Here is a 20,240-nt window from a genome sequence, read left to right on the forward strand (position 1 = left end):
CCTGAATGGATGGGAGTGAACAAACACCCGTATTTCGCAGGCTTTTCGGTTATGCGATGCTCTTCAAATATCGTATTGCCGCGGCGCTGCTCGTACTTTGCTGTGCAGTAGGCGCAGAGCTAGCTGGGCCTTTCATAGCGAAAACCATCATTGACCGTCATATCGGCAGCATCCAGCTTCCGTGGTATGAGACTGCAGCTCCAATCAGCGGTTCGATTCGTCAGGTCGAGCTGGAGGGCCGCAGCTATGTGCGCGAAGACTGGTTGGAGGCAGCCACCTTAGATCAGGGCATGTGGAAAGAAGCTCGCATCCTCCAGCTGGAGCGCGGCTTATACCTTGTGCGGGACGTGCCTAGTGCCCAAGGAAGCTGGACACTGATGGCGGGAGGCGGCGACTCAGGAGCGCAGGTAAAGTTGACCAAAGAGAGCGGTGAGTTGAAATTGTTCCCCGCGCGCAAGCTCTCTGCAGCGGAAGCAGCAAGCTTTTATCAGCATGACATCATGCCCGTGATTCGTTGGCTTCTGCTGTTTGTCGGCCTGCTCGCGCTGGGAAGCATACTGCATTACATACAGGGATATACCTTACAAGTTACTGCGCTGCGGATCATTCAGCGGATGCGAATGGATCTGATGAGGCATATTCAAAATATTCCGATCCGCTACTTCGATAATACGCCCATTGGTCAAGTGGTGTCTCGGATCGCTAACGATACGGAAGCCATACGGGATTTGTTTATGAGCTTTATGGCGACGTTTGTGGTCAGCATGATCAGCATTATTGGAATTTACATCGCCTTATTTTTACTAGATACTCGTCTGGCCTTGGTGACACTGCTGTTTATGCCGTTGTTTACGGCTGTGATGCTTGTGCACCTGAAATTTTCAAAAAAATATATCTCCATCATGAGAGCCAGACTCAGTGACATGAATGCCATGATCAGCGAATCGATCGCCGTTATGCCGATACTGCAGGCATTCCGGCAGGAAGCGAACCGTCTCCGTGAATTTGATGAGCTGAACGAAGACAGGTACCGCAACAATATCAAGCAGCACCGTGTGTTTTCACTGTCCTCACGGAATTTTACCGGTCTTGTTGGCTCGTTATTTACTGCGGGGGCCATCTGGTATTTCGGCGGGCAGTCGCTGCACACTTCGATTTCTTTCGGAGTATTTTATGCTTTCATCGACTACACGGGTCGGTTCTTTCAGCCGATTATCGGGATTTTCGATCAATTGTTGAATGCCCAGCGCGCGGTTGTGTCGGCAGAGAAGGTGTTCGCTTTGATGGATATCGAAGGGAAGCAGGTGGAGAAAGCCGATGAGGTTCCCCGGCCGCAAGGGAATGTGGTTTTCGACCATGTCTCCTTCGCTTATCATGAGGGCGAGCCCGTCCTGCGCGGAATTTCCTTTGAGGCGAGAAAAGGGGAGACCATAGCGCTCGTTGGTCATACCGGTTCCGGCAAAAGCTCGATCATGAACCTGCTGCTCGGCTTCTACGAGCCGACGGCGGGGGAGATTCGCATCGATGGCAGTGATATTACCTCTATGTCCAAGCAGACGCTGCGCAAGCATATGGGGATCGTGCTGCAGGATCCTTTCTTGTTTGCGGGCGATATCAAGTTTAACGTAAGCTTGTATAATGAGAACATTGGCCCCGAGCAGGTACGCAAGGCGCTCGCCGATGTCGGCGCGTCTATTTTCGTCGAGCAGCTGCCCGGAGGTTACAACGAAACGGTAGTGGAGAGAGGAAGCACGTTGTCCTCCGGCCAGCGTCAGTTGATTTCCTTCGCACGGGCACTTGCCTTCGATCCCGCTATTCTTATACTGGATGAAGCGACGGCGAGCATCGACAGCGAAACGGAAGGCTTAATCCAAGAGGCGCTGCGGATCGTCAGTGCAGGCCGGACCACCTTTGTTATCGCGCACCGGCTTTCCACAATCCGCGATGCAGATCAAATCTTGGTGCTGCATCGTGGTGAAATCGTCGAACGAGGCACCCACGAGCAGTTGATGCAGCGGGAGGGGCGTTATTACCGAATGTATCAGCTTCAATCCGGCGGCACAGCGCCGCCGACCACAGCTTAGAACGATGAGGTAAGGCTTCGAATGTCAAGCAGCGGGTATGGCTTGAATGACGATATGCGCTCTTTCGGGCACGGGTAAAACGCTGCGATGTCGAGTGACGAAAGTGACGATATGCTTACAGCATCCCGCCGCTGTCCACCTTCAACCATATGTATTTAAAGCGAATGCGGCGGGCTATGTCTGCCGTATTTGCTTTGTGCAAAGCTCTTGAAAGTTGGAGCACACGACAAAAAAACGAGCTCGTAAGCCCCAGCTCCAAGTCCCAAAATGTAGCCATAGCCAGCCAGCTTCGTATAGTAAAATCCTTCAAAATCAGGTCCACATCCAATGCTCTGTCTACTCATTTGATTATACTGCTTTTACAAAATTCCCGATAGATTTGCTGCCGCACGGGTAATAAGCTGCCGCACGGGTAATAATAGGTAACCTTTCTGTGGTGAAATCAGGTTGACATCGAATGAAGTAGGAGGCGGTATCTGTGAAAACTCGTCGGCGTTATGAAAATATGGATGGAATTCTAAATAAAAAAAAGCTGCTTCACATGCACAAATGGCGGAAAGAGCGTAGGGCGAAAGTCAAGGATCTATCCTATCGTGTTTCTCAATGTCCGGACAAACAGTTGGACTTTCTGAGAAATAATCGAACAGAGCCATCGATCACTTGGATCGGGCATTCAACCTTTGTACTGCAGATGGGAGGGATCAATCTGATCACTGATCCAGTGTGGGCTGAACGGATAGGGATTGAAAAGCGACTTGCCCCCCCGGGACTAGCTCTTGATGAGCTGCCCTCAATCCATGCGGTGCTTCTTTCCCACAGCCATTACGATCACATGCATCTCCCAACCTTACGAGCTATTGCCAGAGCGAACAGGGGTCTGCAGTTTTTTGTGCCTGAGGGATTGGGGCGGAAGCTTAGGGCTGGCGGTTTTGAACGCGTAACGGAGATGGAATGGTGGGGCACGTCGAACTTAGAAGGGGTGGAGCTTCACTTCGTGCCGTCGCAGCATGGGACCCGTCGCACTTTGTTTGATATCAACAGTTCGCATTGGGGCGGCTGGGTAGTCCGTCCTTCCACACCTGGAGGAGAGCGGGACGCGATGTATTTTGCAGGGGATACCGCTTACTTTAACGGGTTTCAGTTAATAGGAGAACGTTATCCGATCAAGTGGGCGCTCATGCCTATTGGCGCTTACGAGCCGGAGTGGCATATGTCCAAACAGCATGTGAATCCTGAGCAGGCGGTACAAGCATTCATCGATTGCGGTGCTGAGTTCTTCATCCCGATGCATTACGGTGCATTCCGTATATCGGATGATACGCCTCGCGAAGCGCTGGATCGGCTTCAAGAGGAATGGGGGAGACGGGAGCTTGCGCCGGAACGTCTCCGGATTCCTTGTCACGGAGAAACGTTCCGGGCATGATGATGATCCCAACGCGGGCTATGAGCGGTTTCGACGAGCCATCTGCTGCCATACGGAGCCTTCTGCGGCTTGGCCGCCTTCAATGCGCTCGAGCGCCATGCGTACCTGCATTCGCACCTCGAATTCCGGATCATCTTGGGCCGCATGCAGCGCCTGAAGGGAGAGATCATCCCCGACTTCGTACAGGAAGCGGGCCGCTCGCCAACGTACAAGCTTGTTGGAATCCTGCAGCGCTCCAATCATCGCTTCCTGTGCTGCGGGGTCTCCCAGATCGGACAGCGTATCTCCTGCCGTTCGGCGTACGGACGCAGAAGAATCCTGCAGGGCGCGATACAGATAAGGAAGTACTTCCGGATTCTTCAGATCACCCAAGTAAACTGCGGCCAAGCGGCGGACATTGGCCTGCTCGTCTTCCAGCGCCTTCAGCAGCAGCTGCAGCGTGGCTTCCGAGGGTTTGATCTGCTGCAGCGCTGCGTAACGCTGCTTCCAATCTGGCGCATTCAGCTGCTGTTCCGTTTCTTCATAACTCAGCGCTTTACGACCGGTTTCAGCCAGCTTCCGGGCTTCGCCTTGGGCTGGCCCTTCTTGAGCCTGGGCTATCAGTTGTTCAAGCTGCTCGTTGCTGTAAGCGGCGTCCAGCTCTTGAAGGACTTCGTCCAGCACCTCTCGAAGCTCCCCATAACGGGTATCCCAATCATCAAGCGACCGTTCCTTAATCAGATTCGGTGATGCCGCCGCGGCACGAATGGCAGCGTCACTGAAGCGCTTAGGCAGGGCATCACGAAGTTCTTCCGTGCCATTCGTCACTCTCACCTGAAGCGGGATGCCGCGAAAATGCTGGAGTCGTACCATCACTTCACCGAAAGCGGCGCCTTCGGCAGCTTCTGAAGGCGCAATGCCGTTAGGTTGGTCCATACCGGATTGTACTGGAGCAGATGGCGCATCGGTTACCGCTTCGCCCAAAATGGCTCTCGCTTCCGCCAAAATGCTTGACCAATCACCTTTGGGAGTTCGGTCAAGAGCGATAAAATCCGCTGCGCGATATAATGCTTTGACGCCCTCAATGGCAAGCAGCTGCCGCAGGTTCGGATCAGGAGCCTCCGCGGCCTGGTCCCGGGTAAATGTTTGACGCATACCGTTTGGGAGCTTTTCGGTCAGGTTGATTTTCATCGTGTTCGGACTGGGCGTGGGTTCGATGGATATAATTTTCATAACGGGTTCCCTCCTGTCTGGTATAGCCTCGACTAGCAAAAAGGACCGCCAGCCCTGAGGGAGCAAATCGGTCCTTTTATTGTTATTCGTTTCTGCCGGACCGTCTTTTAGTCCAGATCGAGCAAATTACGGTGAAGGTAGTTCTCATCAAGCGTTTTCGTCAAATCAAAAACGGTGTGCGCCAGGTCAGTGTTTTCGAATGCGTGCTCACAGGAATCTTTATATGCCATCTCTTCATCATAATGCGACATGTATCGGTTAATCAGCTCCGGCGAATCACCGCGTTCCTGCTCTCTTCGCATAACGGTATCGCGGTCGGCATAAATAAAGATGCGGATGGCGCGGTCCCCATAAACTTTCTTTAAAGCTTCCGCACCGTATCGGTTTAGAATGAGATAAACAGCCCCGTGCTTTTGCAACATTTGAGCGACATCGGTATCCTTGATGCCATAACGGTTGCCGTCAATTTCCACGACTTCAGTGAACTCTTTGTTTGCTTCGGCTGCTGCGAACTGTTCCAGGGAGACGAAATGATAATCTTGTCCGTCAACCTCAGAAGAGCGGGGAGGGCGAGTCGTGTACGAGAGCACCTGCCTCATGCCAAGTGTATTGCCGGACATTTGGGCTACGGTTCTTCTTCCTGCACCGTTAGGGCCGGTAAAAACAAAAATAAGTTCTTTATCTTTCAACTCGTACATGGAAACCCTCCTTTGTTTAAAAAGTAGTTTCTTGCCTAAGTGGATCACCCTTTATTTTACATGTTCTGTTATACAAGGTAAAGCTCCAAGCCGGGAGGCCTGCCTTACAACCTTCTCAGCGCTCCCGACGTCTGCCGCCGTTTCGAGGTTTCTGCTGCGGTGCTTGCCCCCGCTGTGCCGCGCTGCGCTCGCGTCCTTGCTGAGAGCGCTCACCCGGCGCTGCATTACGTCCGCGCCCCTGCTGAGAGCGTTCGCCCGGCGCTGCATTACGCCCGCGCCCCTGCTGAGAGCGCTCGCTTGGCGCTGCATTACGCTCACGTCCTTGGTAAGAGCGTTCACCTGAAGCCTCATTACGCCCGCGCCCCTGCTGAGAGCGCTCGCCTGGCGCTGCATTACGCTCACGTCCTTGGTAAGAGCGTTCACCTGAAGCCTCATTACGCCCGCGCCCTTGCTGGGTGCGCTCACCCGGCGCTGCATTACGCCCACGTCCTTGCTGGGTGCGCTCACCCGGCGCTGCATTACGCCCGCGCCCTTGCTGGGTGCGCTCACCCGGCGCTGCATTACGCCCACGCCTTTGCTGAGAGCGCTCGCCCGGCGCTGCATTGCGCCGTTGGTTCTGAGAGCTGCGCTCGTCCGGCTCGTGCTCCTGGTCTTTGCCAGACCGTTTCGTCAGCGTGCTTTTAATCCCTTTCTCGATCAGCTCGAGATAGTTAGCATCCCGGGGAGCGGCGAATGTGATTGCTTTGCCTGTCTGGCCCGCCCGACCCGTTCTTCCAATTCGGTGGATGTAGCTTTCCGCATCGTGCGGAATGTCATAGTTGAACACATGGGTTATGCCTTCGACATCGAGACCTCTTGCAGCCACATCAGTAGCTACCAAATACTGTATCTTCGCTTCCCGGAACCGTTTCATGACCTGTTCACGTTTGGCTTGAGTCAGGTCGCCATGCAGCTCGTCTGATGCATATCCGCGTTCATTGAGCTCATTGTTCAGTTTACTTGCCCGAAGCTTCGTACGGCAAAAAATCATTGCCAAATAAGGATTTTCTTCATCGATGATCTTACATAACGCCTCAAGTTTGCCGCGATCCGTCGTCCGGAGAACCACTTGTTCGATTTCGTCTAACGTGACTCGCTTGGCTTTCACTTCAATCTCCGCAGGCTGACGCATATATTCCTTGCCCAGCTCACGGATGCGCGGAGGCATGGTTGCAGAGAACAGTAGTGTTTGCCGCCTGGTCGGAGTGGCCGAGATGATTTCCTCGACATCCGGGAAAAAGCCCATGTGCAGCATCTGGTCGGCTTCATCAAGAACCAAAATGGAAAGCTTGTGCAGTTGAACCGTTCCCCGACGCAAATGATCCAGCAGGCGTCCGGGTGTTGCTACAATGATATGTATGCTTCCTTCGAGCTTCCGGATTTGCCGCTCAACGTCCTGCCCGCCATATGCTGAAAGCACGCGAACACCCTTGAGCGGAGCCCAACGCTTGACTTCCTCTGTAATCTGTATGGCGAGCTCTCGGGTAGGTGTAACGATCAAGGCCTGAACATGTGACCGTCCAGGGTCAATGGTTTCCAATATCGGCAGTACAAAAGCAAGTGTCTTCCCCGTACCCGTTTGCGCTTGTGCAATGATATCTTTCCCGGATAGGGCAGAAGGTATGGCTTCCCGTTGCACAGGGGTTGGTTCCGTAAGCCCGTGCTTATGTAGCGCTTCTGCCAAATCATCACTTACGCCTAGCAGAGCAAACTCATTTTTCTTCATTATAATATCTCCTCAATGGTTGAATTATTCTTCTTATTATTATGTTGCATTTATTCTACAGGAACAGGGAGGAAAAAGAAACCAAGGCCTCGAAAGATGCAGTATTTTGTCTAAAATAGTCAACAACACATAAATGGAAGAAAACCCGGCGTCACACAGCCGGGTAAATACCCTACTCTCAGAAGAACCTATAGTTATCCTTGGCATGAGTATGCTAGCCCAAGGGCACCAGCGCCCGTAAACTTTGCGACATTCACCTGGTATCAAAATAAAGGCCGCAGAGTCTCTTAGAGAGTTTATCAAAGCTTTTCTTGTAATCTTAGACTTCATCAATTACTCATCCGTCTGACGGAAAGTGTTCCCGAGCCTTGGGCTTCCTATGCCTGTATACTCAGTACTCTCGTCCATTGCTTTCCGCCTGATTTGGAATCGTTGGAGAAGTTCCGAACGTCATCTCCATCAAAGCTGCAAAATGCCCCCGGTAGGGCTCAAGTGAACGGCCGTTCCAGCTTTCTATTGCCAACCGGTTAAACTGATTTACGATATCCCGGTTCGCCGTAATGTACACGTCAGTAACGGATGGCTGCAGTGAGCGAATTTTTTCGGCGATCTTTTGCTTGAACAAATGGGATAGATGCTCGTGATGCATTTCCGTTTCGGCAACAGAGGTTATGGAGATGCGCTCATCCGGATTGGCATAGTCGCTTTGGTGCGTATACGTACTGTATAAACTATTGGCTAGTCCGTAGTTGTTTGTTTCTGGAGCACGAATTTCCCGCTTGCCGCGTGTTCCTGTTGCCGTACCGTCGATTGTAATAGCCGTGTAGGCAACATTATCGCCCATCAGAATAATGGCGCTGTTTACGCCGTTCATTGCCGCTACTTGATCGGAAAGAAATTGATTCATTTCCAGCTTGGTTATTTTATGGGAGACAGGGGCATACTGCTGTTGGGTCTGATAAGCGCGAGACGTATCCTGTCTGGGCATATCCCTTTTGCTTCCATAATTACTGGCGCTGTTGTAATCGTACCATGCAAAACAGCCGGTTAGCGCCGTAACAACGCTAATGGTCAGCACACCTGCTATGAATCGAAATGTACGCATTCATGATTCCCTCCTTTGTGATTCAAGCTCCGGTTATACTTCCCGGTTAAGGGGTCCCTTCATACCCTTAGGATTGATCTTAAAGAGGGAATTATACGTCCTTAGATGTGGTCCAATACCTGCATAAAGTCTCCTGAAAATGGAAATAACCTAATAGGGAATACATGAGGAAACCTTTGAAAATCCTTGAGTTCCGAACAATTTGTGAACTTCCTGAGATTCATTGACAAAAAACAGGTCCGAATTTATAGTTAATATGGTGATTAGGTTCATTGACAAGAAATGACCTTTTTTTTGATCGAAAAATATTTGCTTTATAAGGTGGGATTGATAAGATGATTCGATGGCAAAATCTGTGGCGTTTCATCCCTCTCTTCGGGTTGATGGCACTGTTAACGGGGTGTGGAGACGATACAATTTCCACCTTGAGACCAAGAGGTCCGGTAGCCAGTGATCAGATGTTCCTGATGAAGCTCAGCTTCGGAATTATGCTGCTGGTTGTTGTGGTCGTTTTTGTTCTTTATTTGTATGTCTTGGTTCGCTTTAGAAAGAAAAAAGGTGATAAGGACATCATTCCGAAGCAAGTCGAAGGCAGTCATACGCTGGAGATCATTTGGACGGTTATTCCAATTATTTTGCTTCTGATCTTGGCGGTGCCAACAGTGCAGTACACCTTTAAGGTGTTGGAAGACCATAGACAAAATGAAGACGCGCTTCATGTCAAAGTTACGGCTCATGCATTCTGGTGGCAGTTCGAATATCCGACCTTGGGGATCTCTACGGCCCAGGATTTGGTCATTCCTACCGGGAAAAAGATTGCTTTTGAATTAACCGCTTCCGATGTGAAGCACTCCTTCTGGGTACCATCGCTGGGCGGTAAGATGGATACCAACGTGGGCACGACGAACGTTTTCTACCTGGAAGCTTCTGATGTAGATGTATTTAAAGGGAAGTGTGCGGAGCTTTGCGGCGCATCTCACTCCTTGATGGACTTTAAAGTAGTATCTATGGAACAAGGCGATTTCGATCAATGGGTAACCAAAATTAAAACGCCAGCTGTTATTCCTGCAGAAGCGCAACGTGGCGAGGAACTGTTCAAAAATAACTGCTTGTCCTGTCACGCTGTTAACGCACAGGGGCTTGGCGCAGGTCCGAACTTGAACGGTTTTGCATCCCGTGAGCTTGTTGCCGGAATTCTGCCTCATAACGATGAGAGTTTAAAACAGTGGATTTCCGATCCGCAGTCCGTCAAGCCGGGTAATAAAATGCCTGCGTTCGGCGAGAATGTGCCGAATTCGACCCCGCTGAAGGATCAGGATATCGACGACATCATCAAATACTTGAACTCGTTGGAACTAAAGTAACGAGCATCAGGGAATAGGGAGGTTAAATACGGTGGCTCACGCACACACGGTAAAACGGCACACCGGGCTCATGGATTGGCTAACCACGGTGGACCATAAAAAGATCGGTATTTTATATATGATCGCAGGCGGTCTGTTCTTCTTAATAGGCGGACTCGAAGCGATTCTGATTCGGATTCAACTGGCCTATCCCGACCAAAAAATATTTATCGGGGATACGTTTAACCAATTGACTACGATGCATGGTACGACCATGATTTTCTTTGCGGTAATGCCTGTCATCTTTGCCTTTATGAATGCGATCGTGCCGCTCCAGATCGGGGCGCGCGACGTAGCGTTCCCGTTTGTGAACGCGCTCGGCTTTTGGTTGTTTTTCTTCGGAGGCGTTCTTCTGAACACTTCTTGGTTTTTGGGAGGCGCACCAGCGGCAGGGTGGACGGCATATCCGCCGCTTTCCGCGCTCGTAGATTCTACCGGAACGTTTAAAGGTGTCGACTTCTACGTACTAGGGATACAAATTTCCGGTATAGGGACGCTGATCGGGGGGATTAACTTCCTCGTAACGATCATCAACATGCGTGCGCCGGGAATGACTTATATGAGAATGCCCATGTTTACTTGGTCGGCTTTTATCACATCCTTACTGATTTTGTTTGCTTTCCCTGTCATTACAGTTGGTCTGGTCCAATTGATGTTTGATCGTCTTTTTGGAGGAGCATTCTTCGATGTCAGCGGCGGCGGTAATCCCGTCCTTTGGGAGCATATTTTCTGGATTTTTGGTCATCCTGAAGTATATATCTTGATTTTGCCGGCTTTCGGTATTATCTCTGATATTGTCGCCACATTCTCGAGAAAACGTTTGTTCGGATACAGCTCCATGGTATTTGCAACGGCGCTGATCGGATTTTTAGGCTTCATGGTTTGGGCTCACCATATGTTTGCAACAGGAATTGGTCCCGTTGGTAACGCGATCTTCGGGGTCGCAACGATGGCGATTGCCGTCCCGACCGGAGTTAAAATCTTCAACTGGCTGTTCACTTTGTGGGGCGGACAAATTCGCTTTACTACGGCTAACATCTTTGCAACTTCGTTCATTCCGACGTTCGTCATGGGTGGGGTAACAGGAGTTATGCTTGCGGTTCCTGCAGCTGACCTTCAGTACCACGATACGTACTTCGTTGTAGCGCATTTCCACTACGTTATCGTAGGCGGTCTCGTGCTTGGACTGTTCGCAGCTTCCTACTATTGGTGGCCGAAAATGTTTGGTCGCATGCTGAACGAAACGATGGGTAAAATCCATTTCTGGACTTTCTTTATCGGATTCCATATGACATTCTTCCCGCAGCACTTCCTTGGTCTTATGGGGATGCCGCGCCGTGTATTTACGTACCAACCGGGCGTAGGCCTTGAACAAGGGAACTTTATTAGTACCATTGGTGCTTTCTTAATGGGTATCGGTACGATCGTATTCATGATCAACATTATTACTACAGCTAGAAAACCGGCAACCGCTCCAGCTGACCCTTGGGATGGCCGGACACTCGAGTGGGCGATTCCTTCTCCACCGCCGGAATATAACTTTAAGCAAACTCCGCTAGTTCGCGGGTATGACGCTTTCTGGAAAGAAAAAATGGCAGGCAATAAAGAGATGACGCCGGCGGAACCGATCGGTTCGATTCACATGCCGTCGAATTCGATTCTGCCGTTTGTGATGTCCTTGGGATTATTCATTGCTGGCTACGGATTTATGTACCATCAATATGTGGGAGTTGCCATCGGTCTAGGTACTACCTTCATCGCTATGGCGTTAAGATCGGTGTTTGACGATCATGGCTACCATATTGAGCCCGAAGAGTTAAATGACAAGGGGGTTAAGGCATGAGTGCAGCACATCATGAAGTAGGCGGTGCCCTCCCACCTCACGCGGAAACAGCAACTTTAGAAGGTAAAAATAAAGTATTGGGATTCTGGTTATTCCTTGGCGGCGAATGCGTACTGTTTGGTACGCTCTTCGCTTCCTTCATCGCACTACGCAATCAAGTGCCGGATGGTCCTACAGCGCAGCAATTGTTCCAACTGGACCTTATTGCGATTTCTACCTTTATCCTGCTTACCAGCTCTCTGACCAGTGTATTCGCTACGATGGCTTTGCACCGCGGAGATTTTAAGAAGCTGCAAGCTTGGATGGCTGTAACGGTTTTGCTGGGTCTTACGTTTTTGGGGATTGAGATTTATGAGTTCATGCACTACGTGCATGAAGGACTTGGATTTACTGTTAGTGCATTTGCTACATCGTTCTACACGTTGGTCGGTTTCCATGGAGCGCACGTAGCATTCGGTGTAGTATGGATTACTCTGTTGATCATTATGGGCTTCAGAAAAGGTCTTACTACAGTTACAGCGCCTAAATACTATGTTGCCGGTTTGTATTGGCACTTTATCGACGTCGTGTGGGTATTCATCTTTACTGTAGTGTATCTGATGGGGAAGGTAGGTCCTTGATATGAGCAACCAACACCATACATCTTCCACAGGTGACCGACATCGTTTAGAAGGTCCTAAGAATCATTACTTGTCTTACATTATTTCGATTGTATTGACGATGCTAGCCTTTGCAATCGTGCTTTACGGCGGTTTGGATCGAACATTTATTTTATTCTTCATCATCGGCATAGCTGTAGTACAGGTGGTGTTCCAATTAGCGTATTGGATGCATATGAAGGATCGCGGACACTTGATTCCTATAGTCGGACTCGCGTTCGGCACCTTCGTTGCGATGACAGCCGTGGCGGCAGCAGTATACTGGACGTGGTGGTAAGTTTTGTAGAGAGGCGGCTTTGTACTTGAAAGCCCCTCTCTTTTGTATAAGTATGCGAAAGTTTTCACAAATTCGACACAACTCCCGGTATAGAACGGGATTAGAAAGGAGTCGTAATCCGAAATGGATACTACTGTCTCCCATGCAGGGCATGGAAACGTCCCTACGTTCGTTCAGTTGTGGAGTCCAGGTTTTTTGCTTGTCATGATCGTGCTCGGTGTTTTATACATGCTAGCCGTGGGACGTTGGCGGAGTGATTTTGCCAACAGTGAGCCCGTAACACTGAAGCAGAAGCTGTGGTTTTGGAGTGGTTTAGCCTTATGGTATGCCGCTGACGGAAGCCCGATGTCTTATTATGCGCATCATTATTTGTTCAGCATCCATATGTTTCAACAGTCGATTCTGTACTTGATCATGCCGCCGATGCTGCTTCTTGGGACACCAGGCTGGCTGCTAAGAGCCGCATTAAAAGGAGAAGGCGGCAAGAGGTTTATGCGTTGGTTCACCGCTCCGCTGTTCTCGCTGTTCTTCTTTAATTTCATCTTCTCTATGTACCATATTCCTATGGTCATGGATTGGCTGATGGCTCATGCTACTATTCTTGTCCTATATAAAGCTATCTTTTTGTTTGCCGCATTTCAAATGTGGTTCCCTGTTTTTTGCCCGTTACCTGAATACAACACGATGTCCGATTTGAAAAAGATGGCGTACATTTTCATAAATGGTATTCTGCTTACACCGGCATGTGCGCTGATCATCTTCGCAAGAGAGCCTTTGTATGATATGTATGCAACGATTTCTCTGTCTTATTGGTTGCTTCCTATGATTGACGATCAGCAATTGGGCGGGGTTATTATGAAAATCGTTCAAGAAGTCGTTTATGGATTGGCTCTAGGGTATGTTTTCTTCCACTGGTATCGGACAGAACGCAAACAAGATGATGAGGAAGAATTGATGGATAACTCCTATATTTCCTCGGGAAATCCAAACCGAGTATAGAGATAGATTCTTGAGTTGTTGATCAACTGAAATGCGAATAGGTGGGATGTAACGTGAAAGTGGCGATAATGCCGACGATCAGTACCAGTTTCATTGTCATCAGCGCCATATTTGTGGCTATTGGCTGGTATCACATCGTAAAAGGAAACCGTGAACAGCATCAGAAAATGATGCTATGGGGTGCTGGATTTGCGCTGGCCTTCTTTTTAGTCTATGTGAGCCGAACCATTTTTGTCGGAAATACGGCCTTTGGTGGACCTGAAGAGCTTAAGCAGGCGTATCATTTGTTTTTATTTTTTCATATTACTTTGGCCACAACGGCCGGCGTGTTCGGAATTGTCACCTTAATTCTGGCCTTCAAAAAAAACTTTGCCAAGCATAGAAAAATCGGTCGCTGGACTGCCGTTATGTGGCTGTTCACGGCTCCTACCGGTGTGGCGGTTTACGTGCTGTTATACCTTTTGTACCCTGGCGGTGAGACGAAGCCGATGATCGATGCCATCTTTGGCTTGTAAATCCCACTGTATTCAGAAGAAAAAAAGCAACAGCTGCTCTTCATCTGAGCAACCGTTGCTTTTTTTTACTTGGATGATGACACTAAAGGGCACTGCCGCCGAAGATAAAGCGCTTCTCCCAATGCTTACCAGCGATGGTATCGATTCGTACGCCACCGGATTCTTTGGAGTAGGTGTGAAGGATTTTACCGTCTCCCAAATAGATCCCTACATGTGTGACCCGCTGATTTGATTTGTTGCTAGGGTATGAGGACGAGCTGACACCGCGATAATTCATGAAGAACATCAGGTCGCCCGCCTTCAGATTACGCCAGTTGGATGTCGTTCCGCCTTTGGACTTGACGTAAGAGGCTTGTCCACGCGAATCGCTAGGCAAAGTAACGCCTACTCCGTCCTTGAAGGCTTGTCTTACAAAGTCGGAGCAATCGAACGTACGGGTGTTCGATCGGCTGGAAGCGAACTCGTAAGGTGTGCCCATATATTTTTTACCGGCTGCAATGACTTTGCTTACGGAAGAACTGGTGCTGCTGGATCCGCTCGGCTTGGAAGAGGTTCCTCCGGAGCCTGACGATGAAGTGCGGATGTACTTGCTGTTGGTCGAAACGTAGCCGACCTTACCGCCGTCATCGCGAACTTTGTACCACCAGTTATTCACTTTACTGACTATGTCGACGTTCTCACCTTTTTTCAAATATCCATAACTTGCAGAGTTCACATTGGGTTGACTGCGGAAATTAACGCTGCTGACAATGACGGCATCGGTTGCGGCATGGGCTTGTTCGGCTGGCAATGCTCCAATACCCAAAGTGATCGTAGTGGCGAGAAGAATGGCTGTATATTGCTTTTTTAAAATCATATTTCCTCCTGCGATTCTGGTTGTATTTATGTCAAGACACACAGGCGGACACGGCTGGGTTTAAGCTGCGTTCGGGTGGTCGGGACACCATTTGACAACATGTTCTCGTCAATTCACAATAGAATTAGGAAATTCAGACGAGAGAACGGTGATCATCAGATGGATACTTGGATATGGGGACCTTTTGTCATACAACAAAGCATGCTGTTCGTCATGGCGGCTGTGGCGGTTGGATACGGAATCGGTAGACTCCGTTTAAAAGGAACGGCTATGGGGGAGGCTTTTGGCTCGATTAGCCTGAACGCCGTAGTGATTTGGGTGATGATCTGGAAGCTGAGTGTAATGCTTTTTGATCCGCGCAGTGTACTGACGAACCCGATGTCGCTGCTCTATTATAATGGCGGCGATCAAGGGGTATGGTTGGCTATGCTGCTATCCGGGTTGTATGTATGGTATGCTGTTCGGAAAGAGCAAATAAGCGGAGCCCTTTATATAGATTCGATGCTTGTTTCCATTTTTGGGGGGTATATGGTATACGGAGCTATGCTTTTCTTTGCGGGGGAGGAAAATCGTTTAACATGGGGGCTTTCTTCGCTCATGGGGGCAGGTTTCACGGCAGTATGGATGGTGAAGAAGCCATCGACCAGCTTGCGGCCTATATTACAGCAGGTGACGATATTTGTTATTGGGTATGCGCTGATCTGGACCGTTGCAGTGAATATAGGGGATAAATACGAGACGGGGGCTGCTCAAGCTGAAAATACGGCCGTGGGTCTGAAAATTGGACAGCAGGCTCCCGATTTTGAGCTGAAGATGCTGGACGGTCAATCGGTGAAGCTTTCTGACTATCGGGGAAAAATAGTCATCATTAATTTTTGGGCGACATGGTGTCCTCCTTGCCGAGCAGAGATGCCGCATATGCAGCAGTATTATATGGAAAACGAGAAGGAAGGCGTTGTCATCCTTGGAGTTAACGCTACCTCTACGGAGATCAGTGTGCCAGTCGTGGATTCTTGGCTGAAGGAGTGGGGAATCACGTTTCCTATCGTTCTTGATGAGCATGGTGAAGTGATTAAGACGTATCGCGTGAACTCTTATCCCTCTACTTTTGTGATTGATGCAGACGGAGTGATTCGTCACAAGCACCCTGGACCTATGAATATGCAAATGTTGAAGGCAGCGAAGGAGAAGGCAGACACTGGAAAGTGATAAAAGAAATGAATAAGGGCACTTAGTGTTTTTCATTTGCGCATGCGAGATTGATCGTGTAACATGAGAGTATTATAAGGTTATATTACTTTATTCATTATATTATTTTATATAAAGGAAGGATAATAGCATGGCACAGACGAGTATTATTTTGCGTGTGGAATTAAACCATGACCAGGTTACGTTTGGCGACGTAGCTGCGGTGATCAGTAAAGCGGGGGGAGATATCACTTCGATTGACGTGATTCGTCCAGGTAAGGAATCTTCGGTGCGCGACATTACGGTCGACGTAGCGGAATCAGCCGAAACGCAAGTGGTAGAGGCACTGAAGCAGCATGCCGGCATCAAGCTGATAAATGTGTCTGACCGGACATTCCTCGTGCATTTAGGCGGAAAAATAACGACGCAGCCTACCTTGCCGATCAAGAACCGTGACGATCTGTCCCGAGTATACACTCCAGGGGTCGCTCGCGTATGTACGGCTATCCATGAAGATCCTAAGAAAGCATACTCCTTGACGATTAAACGGAATACGGTGGCTGTGGTGACCGATGGAACCGCGGTACTGGGTCTTGGTGATATTGGACCGCATGCGGCGGCTCCGGTCATGGAAGGGAAAGCGATGCTGTTCAAGCAGCTGGCGGGCGTGGATGCATTCCCGATTTGTTTGGATACGAAGGACACGGAAGAGATCATTCGTACGATCAAGGCGATTAGTCCGATCTTCGGTGGTATTAACCTGGAAGATATTAGCTCTCCGCGCTGCTTTGAGATCGAGACACGGCTTGCGGAAGAACTGGATATTCCCATCTTCCACGACGATCAGCACGGTACGGCAATAGTCGTCATCGCAGGGCTTTTGAATGCATTGAAAGTCGTGGGTAAGCGGATCGATCAAGTACGGATAGTCGTTAACGGTATCGGTGCGGCGGGTGTCTCTATCTGCAAAATGCTGCTTGCGGCCGGCGTTACGCGGCTTGTGCCTGTAGATCGGGATGGTGCAATCGTACGCGGTGGAACCTACCCATATCCGATGTGGCAGTGGCTTGCAGAGCAGCCGCAGGTTGAGGCAGAGGCGGGCGGCCTGAAGGATGTGCTTCGCGACGCGGACGTGTTCATCGGTGTGTCCAGAGGCAATATCATGAATGCCGACGATGTGCAAACGATGGCACCGGACCGGATCGTCTTCGCTATGGCCAACCCGAATCCAGAGATCGATCCGGAAGATGCGCTGCCGCACGTGCGCGTATTCGCTACAGGCCGAAGCGATTATCCGAATCAAATCAACAACGTCCTGGTGTTCCCAGGAATTTTCCGCGGGGCATTGGATTGCCGAGCTCGCCGGATCAACGAGCCGATGAAGCTTGCAGCTTCACGTGCTATCGCATCCGTAGTTACCGAAGCCGAGCTCAATGAGCACTACATTATCCCAAGTATCTTTAATGAGCTTGTCGTCAAAAAAGTCCGTCATGCGATCATCGAAGCTGCCATCCTGACGGGTGAGGCTCGCCGGATTCCGCCGGACTTCAGATAATAAAATACGCCGCTCCTTCGAGAACTTTGTTCTTGAAGGAGCGTTTTTTTGCGTAAGTTCTCTGTGGAGGATCTGCCGGAAGGATCCACCTACATCATCAAGGTAAAAGTAGGCTTGGCTTACGTAAAGCTGGTCTTCTGCGAATGTGTTTTTAAGCTGCTCCATACCTCCAGATAGGCCGAGCGATCCGATCGTACCATGCTTCAAGCCCGCAGGCTTCGTAAAAATGACGGATGCCGAGCCGTTCGGTTGGTTTGCCGAGGCTGCCTCACCCATGAAGAAGTCGTCGAGGAAGAGCCGCTCGACACCGGTTCTCCTTCGAAGGGTAATGAAGAAGCCCGGCTCCTTGTCGCATCCAAGGAAACCGGGCTATCAGCCGTAAAGGCGGTATTATTCGGCCGAACCCGCAGGCATTACTTCCGGCGATGTCAGCTTATCGTAGAACTCCGTGAAATTGTCTTTGTCGTCGCTTGAGCGAAGCGCCATAGCAGCGCGCGGGTGCTCGTTCAATACACCTGCGATCATGTAAGGAATGACATATCCCCACTCCCACTTCTCACGCATGGAGATCATGTGCTTCTCAATGATGCTGAGTACCGGACGAATGTCGTACTTTGGATTTTTCAGATGGCTTACGATCAGCTCTGTAGGGCAGTTCCCTGCTGCGCGGCCCATGCCGTATACCGAAGCATCCAAAAATTCAACGCCCTTGGCTGCGCCCATCATCGTGTTGGAGAATGCGAGCTGCATATTGTTGTGCATGTGCAGGCCGAGCTTTTTATTAGGCAGAAGACGTTGGAATTTGGTTACGAGATAGTCGATATCCTTGTAATCCATGCTGCCGTAGGAGTCGACAATATACACGACATCTACTGGGCTTTTGGCGATTTCCTCGAACGCTTCGTTCAAGTCGTTCTCCATAACATGGGTAAGCGCCATGATGTTGATGCTTGTTTCGTAGCCATAACCATTAAATTTTTGCACCAGATCGAGCGCCTTGTCTACGTCTTTAATATATGTAGCTACACGGATCAAGTCGAGCTGGCTTTGCTCGCGAGGAAGGATATCGTTCTCGTCCACACGGCCGATATCGACAAGAGCGGATAGCTTCGTATCGGTTTTCTGTGAAATGACTTCCTTCAAGAAATCTTCGTTTAAGAAACGCCATGGTCCCGCCTCTGCGCCTTTCAAGAGCTTGGCGGAGTTTTTATACCCGATCTCCATATATTCGACGCCGGCTTCGCTCAGTCCAGAATACATGTCCTTTACGAATTGGACGCTAAAGTCCCAATTGTTAACTAATCCGCCATCGCGGACAGTACAGTCTACAATACTATGTTTTTCCCTGCTCATGATCATTTGCTCCTTTTCCCGAATGGGGATTGTTTTATACTTTGTGGCTTTTAAGCTTTTAAGTGGTAAAGTGTGTGATAATTAATTATATTACATACTAATGATGTATTTGTCAATGATAACAATTTCCGAAAAGCATGATAATTTGATAAATGAGTGGTCGCGAAAAGGGAAGAAGGATTTTTAATGGCCGTGTGGAAAAGTTGCTTAGTATAGAAAAAGGCGGAAAATGAAGCCGAAGGGTTGAGAGAGAGCACATGCTGAAATATAATATTGCGTTTATTCGCAAGGGAGATCGGATACTGATGTTAAATCGAGGCAAAGCGCCTCTGCTTGGGCTGTGGAACGGAGTGGGCGGAAAGCTTGAGCCGGGGGAAACGCCCTATGACAGCGTTGTACGCGAAATTGAGGAGGAAACGGGTCTTCGGTTTGTGGAGAATACGCTTCGCTTCTCCGGAATCGTTACGTGGGAAGTGGATGGACGGGAAGCCGGAGGCATGTATGTGTTTATCGGAGAAGCTCCTTCTGAAGCTTTGGTTGAAGCCCCCGTTGAAACGGAGGATGGTATTTTGGCTTGGAAGCCGGTGGAATGGGTCGTTCGTCAAGACAATTTCGGTGTGGCGGGACATGTCAAACACTTTTTACCCCCTATGCTCGAAAGCCGTGATATTGCGGAGTATCGCTGTATTTTTCGTGAGGGTAAGCTTTTGAGCTGCGAGGTTCGTCCGCTGGGAGAGGCTCTGCTGTAAGCTAAGGCTGTATTCTTTTTCGGGCTGAGGGGTAGGATGTGTGAATTCAGGAATAAGCTGCCTGCGTCGGGGCATGCTATCCGGTATATCCTCTCATTCACTTGAGGCCGGAAAGGAATATGTCTATGAGCAGCGCTCCGTTATGTTTTCAGTTCGATACTCAGAAAGAGGCGATTTTGGCCCGAGATACGCTGGAGGAGATCGGATACCGAATCAGCGGTCATACACACTCAGAGATGCCCATGCTTTACGTCATTGTGGATCGCCATGATTTGACGTCCGCACTTGAAATCGCACAGGCGCATGGTGGTAGATTAGTTCAGGTGGGGGACTCTCCCAATGAGACGGAAGGCTTCGCCATGGCTTACGATATGGAAGAACTGATCTCGATTCCCGCGCATTTGGTGAACGAGGATCTAGTGGAAAGTGAGTCTGAGGTATCCGCATCGGCATACGTTAACCGTTCCAGCGGTGCATATAATGACGATACGGAGTCTTTCGATCCGTCGAGGGACGATATGAACGGGTTTGATGCGGGTATCCATATGTAGAAGGC

General features: G+C 49.7%; 20 protein-coding genes. 13 read left to right on the top strand and 7 right to left on the bottom strand.

Going from position 1 to position 20,240, the window contains the following annotated elements:
• Positions 1-5: 5 nt before the first annotated feature.
• The gene (locus tag JOE45_RS17810; protein ID WP_210023038.1) at positions 6-2,084 is read left to right on the top strand and encodes an ABC transporter ATP-binding protein; all 2,079 of its coding nucleotides are present in this window, start codon (positions 6-8) and stop codon (positions 2,082-2,084) included.
• 115 nt (positions 2,085-2,199) lie between these two features.
• On the opposite strand, the gene JOE45_RS17815 is transcribed toward JOE45_RS17810, so the two are convergent.
• Entirely contained in the window at positions 2,200-2,361 is a 162-nt protein-coding gene (locus JOE45_RS17815) for a hypothetical protein (RefSeq protein WP_210023037.1), read from the bottom strand.
• Positions 2,362-2,562: 201 nt separating this feature from the next.
• Here JOE45_RS17815 and JOE45_RS17820 point away from each other — a divergent pair, with 201 nt between their 5' ends.
• Positions 2,563-3,507, top strand: a complete 945-nt coding sequence (locus JOE45_RS17820; protein ID WP_210023036.1) for an MBL fold metallo-hydrolase — start codon at positions 2,563-2,565, stop codon at positions 3,505-3,507.
• Positions 3,508-3,525: 18 nt separating this feature from the next.
• On the opposite strand, the gene JOE45_RS17825 is transcribed toward JOE45_RS17820, so the two are convergent.
• The 4 genes from JOE45_RS17825 to JOE45_RS17840 form a co-directional block, all read right to left on the bottom strand.
• Positions 3,526-4,719, bottom strand: a complete 1,194-nt coding sequence (locus tag JOE45_RS17825; protein ID WP_210023035.1) for a conserved virulence factor C family protein — start codon at positions 4,717-4,719, stop codon at positions 3,526-3,528.
• 107 nt (positions 4,720-4,826) lie between these two features.
• On the bottom strand, positions 4,827-5,417 hold the full coding sequence (locus tag JOE45_RS17830) for a guanylate kinase (protein WP_210023034.1): 591 nt from the start codon (positions 5,415-5,417) through the stop codon (positions 4,827-4,829).
• 115 nt (positions 5,418-5,532) lie between these two features.
• Positions 5,533-7,182 carry a DEAD/DEAH box helicase gene (locus tag JOE45_RS17835; RefSeq protein WP_210023033.1) on the bottom strand — a complete coding sequence of 550 codons (1,650 nt, stop codon included), beginning with the start codon at positions 7,180-7,182 and terminating at the stop codon, positions 5,533-5,535.
• Positions 7,183-7,573: 391 nt separating this feature from the next.
• Positions 7,574-8,287: a hypothetical protein gene (locus tag JOE45_RS17840; RefSeq protein ID WP_210023032.1), complete on the bottom strand. Its 714-nt coding sequence runs from the start codon at positions 8,285-8,287 to the stop codon at positions 7,574-7,576.
• A 335-nt stretch (positions 8,288-8,622) separates the two neighbouring features.
• On the opposite strand from JOE45_RS17840, the gene coxB reads away from it, so the two are divergent.
• From coxB to JOE45_RS17870, 6 genes are all read left to right on the top strand, one after another.
• Positions 8,623-9,651 (top strand): cytochrome c oxidase subunit II, encoded by a 1,029-nt coding sequence (coxB, locus tag JOE45_RS17845; protein WP_210023031.1) that lies wholly within the window; start codon positions 8,623-8,625, stop codon positions 9,649-9,651.
• Between the two features lie 70 nt (positions 9,652-9,721).
• On the top strand, positions 9,722-11,533 hold the full coding sequence (gene ctaD / locus JOE45_RS17850; protein ID WP_210023591.1) for a cytochrome c oxidase subunit I: 1,812 nt from the start codon (positions 9,722-9,724) through the stop codon (positions 11,531-11,533).
• The gene (locus tag JOE45_RS17855; protein ID WP_210023030.1) at positions 11,530-12,153 is read left to right on the top strand and encodes a cytochrome (ubi)quinol oxidase subunit III; all 624 of its coding nucleotides are present in this window, start codon (positions 11,530-11,532) and stop codon (positions 12,151-12,153) included. The genes ctaD and JOE45_RS17855 overlap by 4 nt, the downstream gene beginning before the upstream one ends.
• A 1-nt stretch (position 12,154) precedes the next feature.
• Complete coding sequence (locus tag JOE45_RS17860) at positions 12,155-12,469, top strand: cytochrome C oxidase subunit IV family protein (protein WP_210023029.1); 315 nt, start codon at positions 12,155-12,157, stop codon at positions 12,467-12,469.
• A gap of 123 nt (positions 12,470-12,592) precedes the next feature.
• A complete protein-coding gene (locus tag JOE45_RS17865; RefSeq protein WP_210023028.1) occupies positions 12,593-13,468 on the top strand; it encodes a cytochrome c oxidase assembly protein in 876 nt (291 codons plus the stop codon).
• A gap of 53 nt (positions 13,469-13,521) precedes the next feature.
• A complete protein-coding gene (locus tag JOE45_RS17870) occupies positions 13,522-13,983 on the top strand; it encodes a DUF420 domain-containing protein (protein ID WP_210023027.1) in 462 nt (153 codons plus the stop codon).
• An 82-nt stretch (positions 13,984-14,065) separates the two neighbouring features.
• On the opposite strand, the gene JOE45_RS17875 is transcribed toward JOE45_RS17870, so the two are convergent.
• Positions 14,066-14,839 (bottom strand): C40 family peptidase, encoded by a 774-nt coding sequence (locus tag JOE45_RS17875; protein ID WP_210023026.1) that lies wholly within the window; start codon positions 14,837-14,839, stop codon positions 14,066-14,068.
• A gap of 159 nt (positions 14,840-14,998) precedes the next feature.
• Here JOE45_RS17875 and JOE45_RS17880 point away from each other — a divergent pair, with 159 nt between their 5' ends.
• The 3 genes from JOE45_RS17880 to JOE45_RS23890 all read left to right on the top strand — a co-directional run bounded on the left by JOE45_RS17880 (position 14,999) and on the right by JOE45_RS23890 (position 17,759).
• Positions 14,999-16,048 (top strand): peroxiredoxin family protein, encoded by a 1,050-nt coding sequence (locus JOE45_RS17880; protein ID WP_210023025.1) that lies wholly within the window; start codon positions 14,999-15,001, stop codon positions 16,046-16,048.
• Between the two features lie 130 nt (positions 16,049-16,178).
• A complete protein-coding gene (locus tag JOE45_RS17885; RefSeq protein ID WP_210023024.1) occupies positions 16,179-17,582 on the top strand; it encodes an NAD-dependent malic enzyme in 1,404 nt (467 codons plus the stop codon).
• Positions 17,583-17,630: 48 nt separating this feature from the next.
• On the top strand, positions 17,631-17,759 hold the full coding sequence (locus tag JOE45_RS23890) for a hypothetical protein (RefSeq protein ID WP_280874874.1): 129 nt from the start codon (positions 17,631-17,633) through the stop codon (positions 17,757-17,759).
• A gap of 213 nt (positions 17,760-17,972) precedes the next feature.
• On the opposite strand, the gene JOE45_RS17890 is transcribed toward JOE45_RS23890, so the two are convergent.
• A complete protein-coding gene (locus JOE45_RS17890) occupies positions 17,973-18,935 on the bottom strand; it encodes an aldolase catalytic domain-containing protein (protein ID WP_210023023.1) in 963 nt (320 codons plus the stop codon).
• 257 nt (positions 18,936-19,192) lie between these two features.
• On the opposite strand from JOE45_RS17890, the gene JOE45_RS17895 reads away from it, so the two are divergent.
• Positions 19,193-19,684, top strand: coding sequence for an NUDIX hydrolase (locus JOE45_RS17895; protein WP_210023022.1), 492 nt, complete (start codon positions 19,193-19,195; stop codon positions 19,682-19,684).
• A gap of 125 nt (positions 19,685-19,809) precedes the next feature.
• Positions 19,810-20,235, top strand: a complete 426-nt coding sequence (locus tag JOE45_RS17900; RefSeq protein ID WP_210023021.1) for a hypothetical protein — start codon at positions 19,810-19,812, stop codon at positions 20,233-20,235.
• Positions 20,236-20,240 lie beyond the last annotated feature (5 nt).

The organism is Paenibacillus sp. PvR098 (assembly GCF_017833255.1).
In the GTDB taxonomy this organism is placed as follows: domain Bacteria; phylum Bacillota; class Bacilli; order Paenibacillales; family NBRC-103111; genus Paenibacillus_G.